The sequence below is a fragment of the Sulfitobacter faviae genome (assembly GCF_029870955.1).
Classification (GTDB): domain Bacteria; phylum Pseudomonadota; class Alphaproteobacteria; order Rhodobacterales; family Rhodobacteraceae; genus Sulfitobacter; species Sulfitobacter faviae.
Genome location: NZ_PGFQ01000001.1, coordinates 1,741,848 through 1,760,208 on the forward strand (window position 1 = coordinate 1,741,848; position 18,361 = coordinate 1,760,208).

Below are 18,361 nucleotides of genomic sequence, written 5' to 3' on the forward strand. Positions count from 1 at the left end.
CCTATATTGCGTTCACGTCAAGATGCCCCGCCCGAACGGGGCCGCAAACATGAAGGCAGTAGACATGATTTCTTCGAAGATGACTTTGGCCGCCGCTCTGGCTGGCGCGATGACACTGGGTGCCTGTACGCAGCCGATGCAGCCGGGCAATGGCGATCCCAACCAGCGGACCAAGAATGGCGCTTTGATCGGTGCGGGCGTCGGGGCCCTTGCCGGTGCGATTTCCGAAGGTGACGGCAAAGGCGCGCTGAAAGGCGCTTTGATCGGCGGCACGATCGGCGCGGGCGTCGGCTATTCGCTCGATAAGCAAGAGGCCGAGTTGCGCGCCGCGATGGACAGCCGCGTGGTGATCACCAACACCGGCGACCGTCTGATCGTGACACTGCCGCAAGACATCCTCTTTGCGACCGACAGCACCAGCGTATCGCCCGCCCTGCGTGACGATCTGGCCGCGCTGGCGCAGAACGTGAACATCTATCAGAACTCCACCCTGCAAGTCGTGGGCCACACCGACAGCGATGGCGAAGCGGCCTATAACCAGCAGCTTTCCGAGCGTCGCGCGCAGGCCGTGGGTAACATCCTGCTGTCCAACGGCGTGCCGCAGCAGCGTTTGCAGACATTCGGCCGTGGCGAAAGCCAGCCTGTGGCAAGCAACCTGAGCGCCGCTGGCAAAGCGCAAAACCGCCGGGTCGAGATCGTGATCCTGCCCAACGCGCGCTAAACCGCACCTTAGACAGTGACAGTGAACCCCGGCCAGTGGCCGGGGTTTTTTGTTGGCCTAGAGGTTGTCCTCGACCCTGAAACCCTTGGGGATGGCATCGCGCCCTTCGAGCAGAAGATCGGCCATGACCTCTGCCACTTTCGGGCCATGCCGAAGCCGATTTTGAAGCCGCCATTGGCGATGTAATGCCCCGGCTTGCCGGGCCACGGCCCCAGCATCGGCGCGCGGCTGCGGCTGCGCGGGCGCAGCCCGGCCCAGCGTTCGACGACCGGCGCGTCTTGCAACGCGGGCACCGCCGCGCGGGCCTTGGCGATCACCGCGTCGAGTTGTGCATCGGTGTTGTCGGGGCTGTCGTACTCTCGCTCAGTCGTGCCGCCCACGGCTATCGTGCCATCCAGATGCGGGATCACATGGACCCCATCGGCAAAAAGCTGCGCCGCACCGCCCCGATCCAGCCGCAAGAGCGCGGCCTGCCCTTTGATGCCCGCGCCAACCAAACGCGGATGGCCCGCATTCAGCGCCTCCAGCCCCGCGACCCCAGTGGCCCAGAGGGTCAGACCTATATCGGGGCCTCGGCCACGATCTCAGCGCCTTTGGCCGCCAGTGCCGCGACCAGTGCCGCGCAGGCGTGACGCGGGTGGACGAGGGCGCTTAGCGTGTCCCGGATCAGCCAGCCCGTGGGGCTCTGCGGGGCCCAATCGTCGCTCTCGGCGCGGATCAACTCCCACCGGGCGCGGCCTTGCCAAAGCGCGGCTGCCGTGTCCTGCCGTTGCCGTGCCAGCGCGAGGGCCGCGTCATCCGCCACCGGCTGCAAGCGCCCGCTGCGGATATAGCCGGGCGCGCGACCGCCCGCAGCCTCGACCTCGGCCCAGAAGGCTTCGGCGCTGAGTAGGCTCTCAAGCTGAAAGGCTTTCTTGGCGTTCCAATTTTCCGGCACATGCGGCGCCAGCGCGCCCACGATCCCGCCCGACGCCCCCGCCGCCGGTCCTGACGGATCGACCACGCGCACCACCGCCCCGCGCCGGACGCAGGCCCAAGCCACCGACAGGCCAAAAATCCCGGCCCCTCTTACGGTTACATCCACCATTGCCATTCCCTGCCAGCTTGCGCAGTGTCTGCGCGACTTCTTCCCCCTCTAGCAGGACGTGCCGTGCCAGACCAGAATGCCCAGATCACGTGGCGCGCGGGCCAAGTGCCCGTTTCGACCCAGTTCGATGACCCCTACTTCAGCTTGGAAGATGGCGCGGCTGAGACGGCCTATGTCTTTCTGGCAGGAAATGACCTGCCTGAGAGGTTCCGCCCCGGCTTTCACATTGCCGAGCTTGGCTTTGGCACCGGGTTGAACCTGTTGCTGGCATGGGATGCTTGGATGCGGGCGGGCCATGACGGGCCGCTGCATTTCACCAGTTTCGAAGCCTACCCGATGCGGCCCGAGGATATGGCGCAGGCCCATGCGGCCTTTCCCGCGCTCGACGGGCGGCGCGATGCGCTGACGGCGGCGTGGGATGGCGCGGGTGGCGTGTTGGAACTGCCCGGCCTGCGGGCCGAGATTATCATCGGGGACGCGCGCGAAACCCTGCCCGCATGGCAGGGTCAGGCCGATGCTTGGTTCCTTGATGGGTTTTCACCGGCCAAGAACCCCCAGCTTTGGGGCGATGATCTGATGGCCGAGGTGGCACGCCATACCGCACCGGGCGGCAGTGCCGCCACCTATACCGCCGCGGGCTTCGTGCGCCGGGCCCTCGCGGCGGGCGGTTTTGAGGTTTCCCGCATCCCCGGCTATGGTCGCAAACGCCATATGACCCGGGCGCGGATGCCCGCATGAGCCAGTCCAACAATATCCCGCTCGGCATCATGCTGATGATCGCCACGACGATGGTCTTCGCCGTCCAAGACGGGCTGTCGCGCCATCTGGCCGAGAACTACAACGTGCTAATGGTGGTGATGATCCGCTATTGGTTTTTCGCGGCCTTCGTGATCGCGCTGGCAATGCGCAAGGCAGGCGGCATCCGCCGCGCCGCCGCCACGACACAGCCCGCGGTGCAAATCCTGCGGGGGTGCTGCTCTCGGCGCAGATTTGCATGATGGTGCTGGGCTTCACCATTTTGGGCTTGGTGGAGAGCCATGCGGTCTTTACCTGCTACCCGCTTTTGGTGGCGGCGCTGTCTGGTCCGATCTTGGGCGAGAAAGTCGGCTGGCGGCGGTGGGCCGCGATTGGTGTGGGCTTTGTCGGGGTGCTGGTGATCTTGCAACCCGGTCTTCGGGTGGTGGATCCTGCCGCCGCGATCCCGCTGGCAGGGGCGGCGATGTTCGCGGTCTATGGCCTGCTGACCCGCTATGTCGCGCGGCGCGACACGACGGCGACGAGTTTCTTTTGGACGGGCGTCACCGGCGCGGCGGTCATGACGGCGGTCGGCATCTGGTTTTGGGAGCCGATGACGCCGGGCAACTGGCTGTTGATGGGCACGCTTTGCATCACCGGGGTCACCGGCCATTGGCTGCTGATCCGCTGCTACGAGGTGGCCGAGGCCAGCGCGGTGCAGCCCTTCGCCTATACGCAGTTGATCTTTACCGTGATCATCGGCCTGTCGGTCTTTAACGAGGTGCTGCGCCCCAGCGTGGTGCTGGGCGCGGGCATGATCGTGGCAGCGGGGCTGTTCACCCTATGGCGCGAACGCCTTCAACGTCGACCCGGTTAACTCTGCGCTAAAGGGGATCGGCAGCGGGTCTTTGCCCAGACGGGCGCGATAGACCGGCAGGCTTTCGGTCACCCGCATGACGTAGTTTTGCGTTTCTCGAAAGGGGATCATCTCGATCCAATCGACGATGTCGATCTCACCCTTGCGCGGGTCGCCATAGGTCGACATCCAGCGGCGCGGACGGCTGGGGCCCGCGTTATAGGCCGCCGACATCATGGAGACATTGCCGTCGAAAAGCCCAGCCATTTGTGACAGATAGGTCGCGCCAAGCCGCGCGTTGTAATCGGGGTCGGCGGTCAGCCGGTCCGTCGTGTGCTGGCCTGAGATGCCCAGATCGCGCGCCACATCCCGCGCCGTGGCGGGCATGATCTGCATCAAGCCGCGCGCGCCGACGCCGCTTTGCACGTTCGGGTCAAACTCGCTTTCACGCCGCGCGATGGCGAGGGTCATCTCGGTCGCCATCGGCAGGTCTTTCTCCACCAGACTGTGCAGCGCGTAATAGGGGGCGGGCACCTCCAGCCCCCGCTGCGCGGCGCGTTTGCCGATCATCACCGCGATATGCGGCTGGCCCACGTCGATGGCGGCTTGCCCCAGCAGGGCGATGTCTTCGGGGACGAGTTGCTCGGCCAAATGGGTCCAGAACCGCTCGGCGGCGGACAGCTCGCCCGAGGCTTGCAGCAGCAGTCCGGCCTCGAACAGGGGCGCACGGGCCAGCGGAGAGGTGCGCCAGTCCTGATCAGGTGCCGGGCCCGCGAGCTTTTCGTCAAAGGGGATGCCGCCCCGTTCGGCGGCCAGCAGCCCGTAGAAGGAGGTTTGGTATTCCGCCCCCATGGCATAGGCTTTCGCCGCGCCCTCAGCATCGCCCATCGCCTCTAACGCGCGGCCCTGCCAATAGCCCGCGCGGCCTTGGCTGATGGGGGATTCCACGGCGTTGTCGTGGTTCTGGAAATGGCCCAGAGCGGTGGTGGGATCGTCCAAGAACCGCAGCGCGATATAGCCCGAGAGCCATTCGAGATCGGCATAATTCGAGCCATCGGTCAGAAAATGCTGCGACGCCAGCCGGTAGGCCCTCTGCGCATCGCCATTGCGCATTTCATCCCGCGCCAAGGCCCGGCGACGGTTGGCCCATCTGGGGGCTGGCCGAGAGCCACAGCCGAGGTCGAGCGCGCCAGCATCAGATCCTTGGCATCTTCGCGCAGCCCCTTGCGGATGCGCCATTCAAAGCGGTCATGCGCCAGCCCCGGCGCATCGGATTTGGAGGCGGGGAGCGCGTCGATCTTGGCGTTCACGTCGCTTTCCAGCTTTTGCAGGGCGATGCGGGTTTCCGCCAGCGCCCTATCGGCGCTTGAGACCAGATCGAACATCTGCCGCGCTTCGGAATGTTCGCGCTGCCAGAGCATCTCTTCCAGCCGGGCCGCGTGGTGCGGGGCCAGAAGGCTGCCATGCGCCTCGGTGAAAAGGGCCTGACTGCTGGCGTTCATCGGCATGGTGCGCCACGCCAGAACGAGGTTCGCCTCGGCCTCACCGCGCTGGCCGCTGTTGATCAGCGCCTCCGCATGGGCCAGCACGCCGCGCGGGGTCTGCGGGGCCATGGCCGAGAAGAAATCCAGTATCTCGCTCTCACCCTGTTTGATGACCGCCGCTTCGCTCTGCCGGCGCAAATAAGCCTCACCGGGCCAGTCGGGTCTGCGGTTCAGGAAATCGCGCGTGTCGGCATAGGTGCCGCGCCCGGCGCGCAGCCGGTGCCATTCGATCACATCGGCGGCGACTTGCCCGTCACGGGCAGCCAGCGCCGCGGCGGCGTCCCAATTGCCGCTGCGCATCGCATCCATCGCCCAGCCCAAAGGCCGTGGCCGCTGCGCCTCCGCAGGCACGGTCAGGATAAAAACACTCATGAGGATCGCCATCAGGCGCGTCATCGCTTGCATTTCCCACGTCTCCGAGGCTAGAGCCTTGCAACATATGGCTCGGGCGCCGTTTATCAAACCGTAGCGCCCGCAAAAGCCCTCATCCAGTCCGGTTTTCCACCGGCCAGCACTTATTAAGGAGCGTGCACATGTTCAAAGGCTCTCTGCCTGCCCTCGTCACGCCGTTTCGCAACGGCGCGCTGGATCTGGATACGCTCAAGAAACTTATCGAATGGCACATCGGCGAAGGGTCGAGCGGGCTTGTCCCCGTCGGCACCACCGGCGAATCCCCAACGCTGAGCCATGCCGAGCATGAGACCGTCGTCGAAGAGGTGGTCAAAGCCGTCGCGGGCCGCATTCCGGTCATCGCGGGCGCCGGGTCGAACAACACGGTCGAAAGCATCCGCCTTGCCCGTCACGCCGAAAAGGTCGGCGCGGATGCGCTGCTGGTGGTGACGCCCTATTACAACAAGCCGACGCAGCGCGGGTTGGTGGCGCATTTCACTGCCGTGCATGACTGCTGTGAGTTGCCGATCATCATCTACAATATCCCCGGCCGTTCGGTGGTGGATATGATGCCCGAAACGATGGGCGAACTGGCCCAACTGCCGCGCATCGTCGGCGTCAAGGACGCCACCGGCGATCTGGCCCGTGTCTGCGATCAGCGCATCACCTGCGGCCCGGATTTCTGCCAACTCTCCGGCGAAGACGCCACGGCGCATGGGTTCAACGCCCAAGGCGGCGTTGGCTGTATCTCGGTCACCGCCAATGTCGCGCCGCGCCTTGTGGCGCAGATGCAGGCCGCCTGTCTTGAGGGCGATTATGCCAAAGCGTTGGAGCTTCAAGACCGTCTGATGCCGCTGCACAAGGCGATCTTTACCGAACCGGGGCTTGTGGGTGTGAAATACGCCATGTCGCGGCTCGACCTCTGCTCGGACGAGGTGCGTCTGCCGCTCACGGAACTGACCGACCCGACCAAGGAACTGGTCGATGCGGCCCTGCGCCATGCGGGTTTGATGAACTAAGCCTACTGTAAACAGGTTGGTCGATACGAAGAGGGGTGGAGACACCCCCTCTTTTGCGTTCAGCGTTTGCCGTAATAGAAGCCGACCACATGTTCGGCTTGGGCAAAGAACAGCCAGCGCGCGGTCAGCACCCCTGCCGCATGGCTGAGCACCGCAAGACCGGCGGCAAGGTGGTGAAACACGGGCGAGAGCAACAGCAGAAGCGGCAGCAGCACCATCAGCGCAATCGCGATCACCCGCAGCTTCAGCGCATGTTTGCGCCCGATCTGATAGACGAATTCCCGTAGCAGATAGTTGTTGCCAGTATGGGGCGGGTCGAAGGCGCGGACGCTGCCCTGCGGCCCCAGCCGCGTCGCCGTCGCGATATCGCTGTTTGAGGCCGCAAGCGCCCGATCCCCGCGCCACCATGTGGCGATCTGCACCGCCCCGGCCAGCGCCAGCAGGATCATCGCCGCCGTCACCTGCCCCGCCAGCAGGGCACCGCCCGCGATGCTGAGCGACAGGAAATTCAGCGGCGTCATCACGCTATGCCAGCGCGGCACGGTTTTCATCTGGGTATAGATCATCGCCGTGGTCAGCACCGTCAGCAGCGACAGCGCCGCACCGATCACCCCCAAGGGCCAAAGCCGCGTGTCGTAAAACACCAGCCCCGCGCCATAGGCGGCCATGGTCAGCAAGGCCGCGACCGAGGCCCAAGCCTCCCGGCTGAGCCAAGAGCTGCGCCATTGGGTGAAGGCTTTGAGCGCACGCTCCGGGTGGCCAAGGTGGAAGGTCGAGGCGATGAGCCCGCCCACGGCCAAGAGATAGGCCAGCGCGAAGAAGACGAAAGCCACCCAGCCGGTCACCGCAGGCAGGCCGATCCCGAGCCACGCAAGCAGGCCAAATCCCATGCCCGACAGGCTGCTGAACAGAATAACGGAAGGCGCCGGATGCATCAGAGCTTCTCCAAAGTGCGGTCGAGCCAGCCGAGAAAACCCTTCGGCCCTTCGTCCACTGGGGCGAGGAAGGGGGCCAGCACGTCGATCTCGCCCTCGGGAGGGCCAAGCGTGTCGCGCGGGCGCGGCGGCAGGTATTTGTTGACCGGTTTGGTGCCCTGCTCGGGCATCAGGTCCACGCCGCCACGCTCGGCCACAAGCTGGCTGACAGCGCTGTCGGGATCGCCCAGATCGCCGAAATGCCGTGCGCCCGCGGGGCAGGTGCGCACGCAGGCGGGTTGGCGGTCTTCTTCCGGCAGGTTCTCGTTGTAGATACGGTCGACGCAGAGGGTGCATTTCTTCATCACACCGGCCGCCTGATCCATCTCGCGCGCACCGTAGGGGCAGGCCCAGGCGCAGAGGCCGCAGCCGATGCAATCGCTTTCGTTGACCAGCACAATGCCGTCCTCGACCCGCTTGTAGCTCGCGCCAGTGGGGCAAACGGTGACGCAGGGCGCGTCCTCGCAATGCAGGCAGGATTTGGGGAAATGGACCAGTTGCGCCGCGCCCGCCTCGGGCTGGACCTCGTAGCTGTGCACCCGGTTGAGGAAGGTGCCCGACGGGTCGCCGCCATAGGCGTCTTGGTCCGACAGCGGCGCGCCGTAGTTCTCGGTGTTCCATCCTTTGCAGGAGATCACGCAGGCATGACAGCCGACGCAGGTATCAAGGTCGATCACGAGGCCGAGTTTACGGTCGGTCTGTTGCGGAAGCGTGGTCATGTCTGGCGGTCCTGAAGGGTCGTTCTCACGGCGCGCGGGGCGAAGGGGGTCATTTGCCCACCTTCCACGCGATGTCGCGCGGCGCGGGCGGAACAGGCGAGCGTTGCGGCGGGATCTCCGGTTGTGCCTCGGCAGGGGCCGCGGTCTTTTCAATATGGACCTTGAGGTCGAACCACGCGGCCTGTCCGGTGATCGGGTCGGAGTTCGACCAGCGCAGGCCGTCGCCCTTGGGCGGCAGAAGCTCGTGGATCAGGTGGTTCAGCAGGAAGCCCTTCGTCGCCTCCGGCGCGTCGCGGTCCAGCGCCCATGCGCCTTTGCGCTTGCCGATGGCGTTCCATGTCCAGACGGTATGCGGGTTCAGCGCGGCCATCTCCATCACCGGCACGGTGATCCCCCCATGCGGGGAGGTGACGCGCGCCCAATCGCCGTCCTTCAGACCCTTCGCGCGCATGATCGCGCTGGGCAGGTAGAGCGGGTTGTGCCCGTGCAACTGCCGCAGCCAGGCGTTCTGGCTGCCCCATGAATGGTACATCGCCATGGGGCGTTGGGTGAGGGCGTGAACATCGTAGCCCTGTGTGCCCTCGGGTCGCTTTCGTACCAATGGGGTAGCGGCGTCATGCACTGCTTGATGCGCTCGCGCAGGTGGTCCGGGGGCTGACGGTCGCCGTGGCCCTCGGCGGCCAGCTGGAAGCGGCGCAACGGCTCCACGTAGAGCGAGAAGAGATAGGGTTGCGGTGCGTCGTAAATCCCCATGCCCACGGCCCAGTCCTGATAGGCGGCGTTCCACGGCTTGTAGTACTGCGCCTCGGCGGGAATGTGGTGGGTCGAGAAGCCGCCGTTCTCGATGTAGCGCGCGATCTGGTCAGGGTTCGGGGCGCCGCGGCCGCTCTGGTTGCCGTCCTCCCCGCGAAAGCCGGCCAGCGGGCCGATGCCGGGGCGGCGTTCGTGGTTGGTGATGTAATCGGCGTAGTCGCGGTACTTTTGACTACCGTCCTCGGTCACGAAACCGGGCAGGTCCAGCCGCGCGCCAAGATCGCAGAGCACCGATTGGAAGCCACGCACGTCGCGGTTGGGTTCCACCACAGGCCAGCGGATCGCGTCGGCGGCGGCGTCGGCCTCGCTGATCGGACGGTCGAGGAGCGAGATGCAATCGTGACGCTCCAGATAAGTCGTGTCGGGTAGGATCAGGTCGGCATAGGCCACCATCTCAGACGAATAAGCGTCGGAATAGATGATGCGCGGGATCACGTAGTCGCCGTTCTCATCCGTATCGGTCAGCATCTCCATCACCCCGCCGGGGTTCATGGAGGAGTTCCACGACATATTGGCCATATAAAGAAACAGCGTGTCGATCTTGTAGGGATCGCCCGCATGGGCGTTGGAAATCACCATATGCATCAGCCCATGGGCCGACATCGGGTTCTCCCATGTGAAGGCCTTGTCGATCCGCGCGGGGCTGCCATCGGGGCACAGTGCCAGATCGTCGGGGCCTTGCACGAAACCCAGATGCGGCCCGTCGAGCGGCCCGCCGGGCGTGGCCTTGCAATGGGGTTTGGGATGCGCCGTGGCGGGCTTGGGGTAGGGCGGTTTGAAGCGGAAGCCGCCGGGCACTTCCACGGTGCCGAGGATGATCTGCAGCACATGCAGCGCGCGGCAGGTCTGGAAGCCGTTGGCATGGGCTGAGATGCCGCGCATGGCGTGGAAGGACACCGGGCGGCCGGTCATCTTCTCGTGACGCTCGCCGCGGAAATCGGTCCAGGGCTGGTCGATCTCGAAGGCCTCGTCGAAGGCCACGCGCGCCAGTTCGGCGGCGATGGCGCGGATGCGCGGCGCGGGGATGCCGCAGCGCTCGGCCACGGCCTCGGGGTGTAGTCCTCGCCGAGGTATTCTTCGGCCATCCGGTGGAACACCGGGCGGTGGGTGATCCCGCCCGCGCGGTAGGTAGCCGATAGGTCGGGGCGCACGCCGGGCTGGTCGAAGGGGGTGAGCTTGCGGGTCTTGCGGTCGATCACGAGCGCTTTGCCGTCCGCGTCGCGCAGTTGCAGGCCAAACTCGGGCGACTTCGGGTCCCCGTTCAGCAGCACCGGCGCGTCGGTGTAGCGCGCGAGGTAGTCGAGATCGATGCGCCCGGCCTTCATCAGACAGTGGATCAGTGACAGGATGAACAGCCCGTCGGTCCCGGGCGTGATGCCGACCCAATCGTCGGCGATGGCGTTGTAGCCGGTGCGGATGGGGTTCACCCGATCACCCGCGCGCCGCGTTTCTTGAGCTTGCCCAGTCCCATCTTGATCGGGTTGCTGTCGTGATCCTCGGCCACGCCGAACAGCATGAAGAGCTTGGTGTGGTCCCAATCAGGCTGGCCGAACTCCCAAAAGGCGCCGCCCATGGTGTAGATGCCCGCCGTCGCCATGTTGACCGAGCAAAAGCCGCCGTGGGCGGCGTAATTCGGCGTGCCGAAGGCCTGCGCCCAGAGGGAGGTGAAGCTTTGCGACTGGTCGCGCCCGGTGAAGAAGGCGAGTTTCTCTGGCGCCTCGCGGCGCAGCGGCTCCAGCCAGCCGGTGGCGATCTCAAGCGCCTCGGCCCAGCTGATGTCCTCGAATTCGCCCGAGCCGCGGGGCCCACGCGTTTCATCGGGTTGCGCAGCCGCGCCGGGGAATTGTGCTGCATGATGCCTGCCGAGCCCTTGGCGCAGAGCACGCCGCGGTTCACCGGGTGGTCGCGGTTGCCCTCGATATAGGCGACCTTGCCCTTCTTCATATGCACGTTGATGCCGCAGCGGCAGGCACACATGTAACAGGTCGTGCGGCGGACCTCGTCCGAGACCTTGGGCGACAGATCGAGCGGCGGCTGGGAATGCGTCATGAGGGGGCGGGGGCTTTCAGCAGGGCAAGCGCTTGGCGCGCGATATGTTTCTCTTCGGCGGCGGGGATGACCCATGAGGGAATATTTCCCGCCCAGCGGAGGTTTGCAAGAACCTTTTCCCTCACCGCGGAATCGTTCTCGCCAATCCCGCCGGTGAAGGCGATGCCGTCGATCCCGCCCATGGCGGCGATCATCGACCCGGCCTGACGGGTGATCCAGTAGCAAAAGTGGTTGCGGGCAAAGCGGGCGCTTTCGCTGTCGCTTTCCGCCAATTGCCGCATGTCGGCGGTCTGGCCCGACAGGCCGAGCAACCCGCTTTCGTGGTGCAGCAATCTCTGCGCGGCTTCCAGTCCGAGATCGCCCACCAGATGCAGCACCGCGCCCGCGTCGATCTCTCCCGCGCGGGTGCCCATCGTCAGCCCGCCCAAGGGTGAGAATCCCATGGTGGTGGCGACCGAGCGGCCCTCGCGGATCGCGCAGAGCGACGCGCCATTGCCCAAATGCAGCGCCAGCAGGCGGTCGGGCAGGGGGGCGCCGGTTTGGGCGGTGAAATTCCGCACGAGGCTCTCGTAGCTGATGCCGTGGAAGCCGTAGCGGCGGAGGGCGGCGGTCTCGGACTTCTCGGGCAGCGCGTAGCGGCGCGCCACGTCCGGGTTGGTGCGGTGAAAGCCCGTGTCGAAAGCGGCGAATTGCGGCAGCTCCGGCATTAGTGCGGCAAGGGCGTCGATGGCGCTGAGGTGATGCGGATTGTGCAGCGGGGCCAGCGGTTGCGCCGCGGCGATGGCGGCGCGCACGGCGGGGGTGACTTCCGTCGTCTCGGCCAAGTCCGGGCCGCCGTGCACCACGCGATGCGCGGCGGCGCTGAGGTCGGCGCTCGCGATCCCCGCGTCACGCAGCCCCGCCAGAATGGCGGTGAAGGCGGTGCGGTGATCGGGCAGGGCAAGAGCCCGTGCCGGAGCCTTCCCCACACGCAGGGCGCCGGACTGGCTGATGCCCTGCGCTTCAATCCGCAGGGTCTCAGACAGCCCGCCGTCAAAGACCGCCGCCTTGATCGACGACGAGCCTGCATTGACGACGAGCACCAGCGCCATGGCTCAGACCCGTTGCGGGCGCATGTCATCCCGGCTGATCCCGGCGACGGAGACGGGTTTCTTCATCGCGTCGCGGCGGAAGGGCTCACCCAGTTCCTGGTTGAGCAGCACTTCGATGAAAGTGGTCTTGCCGTCATTCATCTGCGCCTTGATCGCGCGGTCCAAGGCCTCGGTCAGTTCCTCCATCGACGAGACCTGCACCCCTCGACCCCGCAGGCATTGGCGATCCCGGCGTAACTTACCTCCTGCGCCAGTTCGGTGCCGACGAAGTTGTCGTCGAACCAGAGCGTGGTGTTCCGCTTCTCCGCGCCCCATTGGTAGTTGCGAAAGATCACCATGGTCACGGCGGGCCAATCCTCGCGGTTCACGCTGACCATTTCGTTCATGGAAATGCCGAAGGCGCCGTCCCCGGCAAAACCCACGACGGGCGTATCGGGGCAGGCGATCTTGGCGCCGCAGATCGCCGGGAAGCCGTAGCCGCAGGGGCCGAAGAGGCCGGGGGCGAGGTATTTGCGGCCCGCTTCGAACGTCGGGTAGGCGTTGCCGATGGCGCAGTTGTTGCCAATGTCGGAACTGATGATCGCCTCTGTCGGCAGCGCCTTCTGGATCGCGCGCCACGCCATGCGGGGCGACATCTTTTCCGGCTCGCGGCTGCGGGCGCGCTCGTTCCACGTGGTGCCGGGGTCGTCGTCTTCGTGGTCCATCGAGGTCAGTTCCTGCGCCCATGCCGACTTGGTCTGGGCGATCAGGTTGCGGCGTTCCTCGCGGCCCGCGTCACCGGCGCTCTCGCTCAGCCGGTCGAGGAGGCTGCGCGCCACCTTGCCCGCGTCGCCGACGATGCCGACGCTCACCGGTTTGGTCAGGCCGATGCGGTCGGGGTTGATGTCGACCTGAATGATCTTGGCCTCTCGCGGCCAATAGTCGATGCCGTAGCCCGGCAGGGTCGAGAAGGGGTTGAGCCGCGTGCCAAGCGCCAGCACCACATCGGCTTTGGCGATCAATTCCATCGCCGCCTTGGACCCGTTGTAGCCCAGTGGCCCGACCGATAGCGGATGCGAACCGGGGAAGGCGTCGTTGTGCTGGTAGCCGCAGCAGACCGGCGCATCCAGCCGCTCGGCCAACTGCCGCGCGTCGTCGATCGCGCCGCCGATCACCACGCCCGCGCCGTTGAGGATCACTGGGAACTTGGCGTTCGAAAGCAGTTCCGCCGCCTCGGCAATGGCGGTCTCCCCGCCCGAGGGGCGTTCGAACTCGACGATGGCGGGCAACTCGATGTCGATCACCTGCGTCCAGAAATCGCGGGGGATGTTGATCTGGGCGGGGGCAGAGTGGCGCTTGGCTTGCAGGATCACGCGGTTCAGCGTCTCGGCGATGCGGCTGGGGTCGCGGACCTCCTCCTGATAGGCGACCATGTCGCGGAAGAGCGCCATCTGCTCGACCTCCTGAAAGCCGCCCTGACCGATGGTCTTGTTCGCCGCCTGGGGGTCACCAGCAAAAGCGGCGTGTGGTTCCAGTAGGCGGTTTTCACCGGCGTCACGAAATTGGTGATGCCCGGCCCGTTCTGGGCCACCATCATCGACATCCGCCCCGAGGCGCGGGTGTAGCCATCGGCCATCATGCCCGAATTGCACTCATGCGCGCCGTCATAAAAGGTGATCCCGGCGGCGGGGAAGAGGTCGGAAATCGGCATCATGGCCGAGCCGATAATGCCAAAGGCCGTGTCGATCCCATGCATCTGAAGGGTTTTGACGAAGGCTTCTTCGGTGGTCATTTTCATCGCGCGATCCTTTGGGCATGGGGCAAAGCTATCGGCAAATTACGGGCAGGTGCAGGCCGAGGTTAGGGCCAGAACTGCGCCAGCCCTAAGGCCAGATCAGCGCAGGCGGTCAATCTCTTGCGCGATCAGCCCGACGCCCTCTTCGATCCGCGCGGCGGGGATCGAAGAATAGGCCAGCCGGTAGTAATTCGTGGCCTTCTCGGCCCCGGCGAAAAAGGCATGTCCCGGCTCCAGCAGCACATCCTGCGCGCGCAGGTTCTCGGCCAGTTCCGCCGTGTCCACGCCCTCCGGCGCGCGCATCCAGAAGGACGATCCGCCATAGGCCCCCGGCCCGACACGCGCAGACCATGGGTCTCTAGCGCCGCGTCCATGACCCGGCGGCGTTCGTGCAGCGCCAGCCCCATGCGGCGGATCTGGGCGTCGTAATGGCCAAGCGACAAAAAATAGGCGGCGGTGCGCTGGATATGCCCCGGCGGGTGCCGCAGGACCGAGGCGCGCAGTGCGCGGGCCTCACGGATGAAGGGTTCGGACCCCACCAGATACCCCAGCCGCAGCCCCGGAAAGAGCGATTTGGAAAAGCTGCCGACATAGATCACCCGCCCCTCGTCATCGAGTGATTTGAGCGCGGGCGAGGCGGGTTTGAGAAAGGACATCTCGAACTCATAGTCATCCTCGACGATCAGCGCTTCCAGCGCGCGGGCGCGGGACAAGAGCGCGCGGCGGCGGTCCATCGGCATGGTCGCATTGGTCGGGCATTGGTGGCTTGGGGTTGCGAAAATCACATCCGTATCGGGGGGATCGCCTCGGGCGGGAGGCCGTCTTGATCCACCCGCACGGGCGTGATGTGGCAGCGGGATTGGCTGAGAATACCGCTCAGCGCCGGATAGCACGGGTCTTCGAGCACGGCGCGGCGGCGTTGGGTCAGCAGTACCTGCGCGGTCAGCCAAAGCGCGTTTTGCGCGCCGAGGGTGATGAGAATCTGCTCGGGCTGGGCCGAGACGCCGCGCCGGGGCAGGATGTGGCGGGCGATGAACTCGATCAGCTGCGGGTCGTCCTGATCGTAGTAATCAGTCGTCATCGAGGTGAAATCGCGCTGGCCGAGGGCTTGCAAGGCGCAAAGCCGCCAGTTGGCGTGATCAAAGAGCGTCGGGTCAGCTTGGCCATAGATGAACGGGTAGCGGTAGCTGGCCCAATCCTGCGGTTTGGCGGCCAACCCATTGGCGCTGAACCGCTGCCCGATGGCGCGGGTCCAGTCGATGGCGTCCTCCGCCTCGGCCCGGGGGCGAAAGCGGGCGGGGCGGGCGCGTTGTCCGAGACGAAATAGCCAGACCGCCCGCGCGAGGTAAGGTAATCATTCGCCAAAAGCTCGGTATAGGCGATGGTCACGGTGATCCGGCTGACGCCGAGATGCGCGGCGAGCCTGCGGGTCGAAGGCAGCTTCTCCCCCCGCTGGAACCGACCCGAGAGGATGCCTTGGGCGATCATCTGCTGGATCTGCTGTTGCAGGGTGCCTTGCGCATCGGGGCGCAGGAAAAAGGTTTCGACGGGCAGGGCCATGGGGCGAAGGTTAGGCTGGCCTTAGGGGGAGTTCAATCTGGCATTACGGCTTGCCGAATTTATCCCCGGGGCCGCGCCCGCACTTCCGTTCGCCCGGCCCCTCGCCTAGAATTATTGCATGAGCATTCCCGCCCCTCTCTTGATCGCCGTAGACGGCGGTGGCACCGGCTGCCGTGCGGCCATCGGCACGCAGCGCGGTGGCATCCTTGGCCGGGCCTCTGGCGGGCGGGCCAATATCGGCAATGACCCGGATCAGACCCTGATCAATATCCGCACCACGGTCGAAGCGGCGGCGGCCTCGGCGGGGCTGCCTGCCGAGGCGCTTGCCGGGGCCACCGCCTTTCTCGGCCTCGCCGGGATGAACGTCGCGCGGGACGCAGCGCGGCTGCGCGCGGCGCTGCCCTATGCCCGGATCATCGCGGAGGATGACCGCCCCGCCTGCGTGGTCGGCGCGCTTGGCGAAGGCGCGGCGGGCTGGGTCTTGGCCATCGGCACCGGCACGATCGTGGCCGCCACGGATGGCACGGCGTTTCGCTATGTCGGCAGTTGGGGGTTTCATCTGGCGGATCAGGGATCGGGCGCTTGGCTGGGCCGCGGCGCGCTGGATCTGGCGTTGCAATGTCATGATGGGGTGTTGCCCCACAGCAACCTGACCCGCGCTTTGATGGCGGATTTCGCAGATGATCCTGAGGCTTTCGTGGCCTTTAGCCTGACGGCGCAGCCGGGGGATTACGCGGCATTCGCGCCCAAGGTCATCGCGGCGGCTGAGGCCGGGGACCATCACGCGCAGGCGTTGATGCGGGAGGGCGCGGCCTATTACACCCGCGCGTTGAAGACGCTGGATTTCGCGCCCGGCGATCCGCTCTGTCTGCTCGGCGGGGTCGGCCCGCATTATGCGCCGTACTTGCCGGAAGACCATTTGGCAGGCCGGATCGCGGCGCGGGGCACGGCGCTCGACGGGGCGTTTCATCTGGCCTGCAAGGCCGCGGCGGAAGAGGTTCTGTGATGAGCGAGATCGCGAAGGTTTTCACCGAGGCCCAGATCCACGACGGCAAGCGGCTGCACCCCGGCAAGGTGCTGGCGCAGATGCAGGACGGCAGCCGCCGCATCCTCACCGCCGAAGAGGTGCCGCAGGGCATCGTGGCGGAGCCTATGGCGGGCGGCGTGCTCTGCCCCGGTTTCGTCGATCTTCAGGTCAACGGCGGCGGCGGGGTGATGTTCAACGACAGCCCCGATGTGGTGACCCTGCGGCGCATGGCCAACGCGCATCGCAGCACCGGTGTCGCAGCGCTGCTGCCCACCCTGATCACCGACACGCCCGACAAGACCGAAGCCGCCATAGAGGCCGCTGTCGACGCCATCGCAGAAGGGGTGCCGGGCATCATCGGGCTGCATCTGGAGGGACCGCATCTGGCGCTTTCGCGCAAGGGCGCGCATGACGGGGCGCTGATCCGCCCGATGCGTGAGGCCGACCTCGCCCTGATCCTACGCGCCGCCGCGCGTCTGCCGAATCTCATGGTCACCGCCGCGCCAGAGAATACCAGCACCGCGCAGATCGCCGCGATGGCCGAGGCGGGGGTCGTGGTCTCGCTCGGCCATAGCGATGCGGATTACGAGACCTGCGTGGCGGCCTTCGACGCGGGCGCGACCTGCGTCACCCATCTGTTCAACGCGATGAGCCAGATGGGCAACCGCGCGCCGGGGCTGGTCGGGGCGGCGCTGTCGCGGGATGGGGTGCATGCCGGGCTGATCGCCGACGGCATCCATGTGCATCCCGCCTCCATGCGCAACGCGCTGGCGGCCAAACCTTCGGGCATTTTTCTTGTCAGCGATGCCATGGCGACGGCGGGGTCGGATATCACGGGCTTCACCCTCAATGGGCGGGAGGTGTATCGCGCCGAGGGCCGGTTGACCTTGGCCGATGGCACGCTGGCGGGGGCTGATCTGGAAATGGGCCGCGCGGTCCATACGCTGACCCATGCAGTGGGGGAGCCGCTGGAGGTGGCACTCGCGCGGGCGATTTCGGGGCCGGTTGCGCTATTGTGCGATGACATGGGGCTGGGCCGGATCGAACGGGCGACCCACCCCTTGGTGCATTTCGATCCCGAAAGCGGCGCGGCGCGGGTGGTGGGTTAGCCCGCCCCGAGCCGCCAGACAAACACCGCGCTCATGCCGAACCCGATGGCGGCGATCAGCCAGCGCACGGTCTCTTTCGGCAAGGCCCGCGCCAAGGGCGCCCCGGCATAGCCGCCCGCCGTGGCCGCCAGCATCATCAGCAGCGCCTGCGGCCATGCAACCAGACCGGCCAAGGCAAAGACCGCCACGGAGATCGAGGAGAGCACGAAGCTCAGCCCGGTCTTGAGGCCGTTCATCCCGTGCAGATCGGTCATCCCCAAAGCGCGAAAAGGGCCAGCAGAACGATGCCCAAACCCCCGTTGAAATAGCCGCCATAGACACTGACCGCAAAGAGGCCGAGCGCGCCTTGGGGTGTCACGGCGCGGGCACGGGCGGCCGCGAAGGTACGGATGCGGTCGCCCAGCAGAAACACCAGCGTTGCCGCGAGCAGTAGGAAAGGCACGACAACGGAAAAGGCCGCGTTGGAAGAGATCAGGAGCAAGCCCGAACCGACCACCCCGCCCGACAGCGTGATGAGGCACAGCCGCAGCAGCGTGCGGCGGTCGAAGCGGCCAAGCTCGTTGCGAAAGCCAAGAGCGCCTGCAAGGTAGCCCGGAAACACCGCCACGGCGCTGGTCGCATTGGCGGCCACGGGAGGCATGCCGGTAAAGACCAGCGCGGGAAAGGTCAGAAAGGTGCCGCCCCCGGCGATGGTGTTCAACACCCCCGCGCCGAAGGCCGCGATCAGCAAGATCGCGATATCGCTTATTGTGGTCATGGTTCCTCCCCGCGCCCTTGGGGCGCTTGATCCCTGTTAGGATCAATTCATGCCGGTGCCAAGGTGAGGGGAGAAGCGGAAACGAAAAAGGGCTCCGACCAATGGTCGAAGCCCCGATAACGCGAAATCGCGCGAT

8 protein-coding genes and 7 pseudogenes are annotated in these 18,361 nt (G+C 66.1%); 6 read left to right on the forward strand and 9 right to left on the reverse strand.

The window, feature by feature from the left end; genetic code table 11:
- Positions 1 to 64: 64 nt before the first annotated feature.
- Positions 65 to 721 carry a YiaD family glycine zipper/OmpA-like lipoprotein gene (locus CUR85_RS08965; RefSeq protein ID WP_067265672.1) on the forward strand — a complete coding sequence of 219 codons (657 nt, stop codon included), beginning with the start codon at positions 65 to 67 and terminating at the stop codon, positions 719 to 721.
- Positions 722 to 778: 57 nt separating this feature from the next.
- Here CUR85_RS08965 and CUR85_RS08970 read toward each other — a convergent pair.
- Positions 779 to 1,814 (reverse strand): annotated as a pseudogene (locus tag CUR85_RS08970) (NAD(P)/FAD-dependent oxidoreductase).
- Between the two features lie 57 nt (positions 1,815 to 1,871).
- On the opposite strand from CUR85_RS08970, the gene mnmC2 reads away from it, so the two are divergent.
- Together mnmC2 and CUR85_RS08980 are read left to right on the forward strand one after the other, a co-directional pair.
- The gene (gene mnmC2, locus CUR85_RS08975; RefSeq protein WP_067265668.1) at positions 1,872 to 2,546 is read left to right on the forward strand and encodes a tRNA (5-methylaminomethyl-2-thiouridine)(34)-methyltransferase MnmC2; all 675 of its coding nucleotides are present in this window, start codon (positions 1,872 to 1,874) and stop codon (positions 2,544 to 2,546) included.
- A pseudogene (locus CUR85_RS08980) lies at positions 2,543 to 3,420 on the forward strand (DMT family transporter). Before mnmC2 ends, CUR85_RS08980 begins: the two are co-directional and overlap by 4 nt.
- Here CUR85_RS08980 and CUR85_RS08985 read toward each other — a convergent pair.
- Positions 3,385 to 5,348, reverse strand: a pseudogene (locus CUR85_RS08985) (lytic transglycosylase domain-containing protein). The pseudogenes CUR85_RS08980 and CUR85_RS08985 sit on opposite strands and share 36 nt — an antisense overlap.
- 128 nt (positions 5,349 to 5,476) lie before the next feature.
- On the opposite strand from CUR85_RS08985, the gene dapA reads away from it, so the two are divergent.
- Entirely contained in the window at positions 5,477 to 6,352 is an 876-nt protein-coding gene (gene dapA, locus CUR85_RS08990) for a 4-hydroxy-tetrahydrodipicolinate synthase (protein ID WP_067265665.1), read from the forward strand.
- Between the two features lie 59 nt (positions 6,353 to 6,411).
- On the opposite strand, the gene CUR85_RS08995 is transcribed toward dapA, so the two are convergent.
- From CUR85_RS08995 to pdxR, 6 genes and pseudogenes are all read right to left on the reverse strand, one after another.
- Positions 6,412 to 7,287, reverse strand: coding sequence for a dimethyl sulfoxide reductase anchor subunit family protein (locus CUR85_RS08995; RefSeq protein ID WP_067265663.1), 876 nt, complete (start codon positions 7,285 to 7,287; stop codon positions 6,412 to 6,414).
- The gene (locus CUR85_RS09000) at positions 7,287 to 8,045 is read right to left on the reverse strand and encodes a 4Fe-4S dicluster domain-containing protein (protein WP_067265660.1); all 759 of its coding nucleotides are present in this window, start codon (positions 8,043 to 8,045) and stop codon (positions 7,287 to 7,289) included. Before CUR85_RS09000 ends, CUR85_RS08995 begins: the two co-directional genes overlap by 1 nt.
- Positions 8,046 to 8,094: 49 nt before the next feature.
- Positions 8,095 to 10,907 (reverse strand): annotated as a pseudogene (locus tag CUR85_RS09005) (molybdopterin oxidoreductase family protein).
- On the reverse strand, positions 10,904 to 11,998 hold the full coding sequence (locus CUR85_RS09010) for an acetate/propionate family kinase (RefSeq protein WP_067265654.1): 1,095 nt from the start codon (positions 11,996 to 11,998) through the stop codon (positions 10,904 to 10,906). Before CUR85_RS09010 ends, CUR85_RS09005 begins: the two are co-directional and overlap by 4 nt.
- A gap of 3 nt (positions 11,999 to 12,001) precedes the next feature.
- Positions 12,002 to 13,775 (reverse strand): annotated as a pseudogene (gene xsc, locus CUR85_RS09015) (sulfoacetaldehyde acetyltransferase).
- A 96-nt stretch (positions 13,776 to 13,871) separates the two neighbouring features.
- Positions 13,872 to 15,332, reverse strand: a pseudogene (pdxR, locus tag CUR85_RS09020) (MocR-like pyridoxine biosynthesis transcription factor PdxR).
- 118 nt (positions 15,333 to 15,450) lie between these two features.
- On the opposite strand from pdxR, the gene CUR85_RS09025 reads away from it, so the two are divergent.
- The gene (locus CUR85_RS09025; protein ID WP_067265646.1) at positions 15,451 to 16,338 is read left to right on the forward strand and encodes a glucosamine kinase nucleotide-binding domain-containing protein; all 888 of its coding nucleotides are present in this window, start codon (positions 15,451 to 15,453) and stop codon (positions 16,336 to 16,338) included.
- Positions 16,338 to 17,468, forward strand: coding sequence for an N-acetylglucosamine-6-phosphate deacetylase (gene nagA, locus CUR85_RS09030; protein ID WP_067265643.1), 1,131 nt, complete (start codon positions 16,338 to 16,340; stop codon positions 17,466 to 17,468). Before CUR85_RS09025 ends, nagA begins: the two co-directional genes overlap by 1 nt.
- On the opposite strand, the pseudogene CUR85_RS09035 reads toward nagA, so the two are convergent.
- Positions 17,465 to 18,225: pseudogene (locus CUR85_RS09035) on the reverse strand (sulfite exporter TauE/SafE family protein). The gene nagA and the pseudogene CUR85_RS09035 sit on opposite strands and share 4 nt — an antisense overlap.
- Positions 18,226 to 18,361: the final 136 nt, after the last annotated feature.

Coding starts and splice junctions, on each gene's coding strand:
- CUR85_RS09000 (WP_067265660.1), bottom strand. CDS start 8,045: ATGACCACGCTTCCGCAACAGACCGACCGTAAACTCGGCCTCGTGATC.
- nagA (WP_067265643.1), top strand. CDS start 16,338: ATGAGCGAGATCGCGAAGGTTTTCACCGAGGCCCAGATCCACGACGGC.
- dapA (WP_067265665.1), top strand. CDS start 5,477: ATGTTCAAAGGCTCTCTGCCTGCCCTCGTCACGCCGTTTCGCAACGGC.
- CUR85_RS09010 (WP_067265654.1), bottom strand. CDS start 11,998: ATGGCGCTGGTGCTCGTCGTCAATGCAGGCTCGTCGTCGATCAAGGCG.
- CUR85_RS08965 (WP_067265672.1), top strand. CDS start 65: ATGATTTCTTCGAAGATGACTTTGGCCGCCGCTCTGGCTGGCGCGATG.
- CUR85_RS09025 (WP_067265646.1), top strand. CDS start 15,451: ATGAGCATTCCCGCCCCTCTCTTGATCGCCGTAGACGGCGGTGGCACC.
- CUR85_RS08995 (WP_067265663.1), bottom strand. CDS start 7,287: ATGCATCCGGCGCCTTCCGTTATTCTGTTCAGCAGCCTGTCGGGCATG.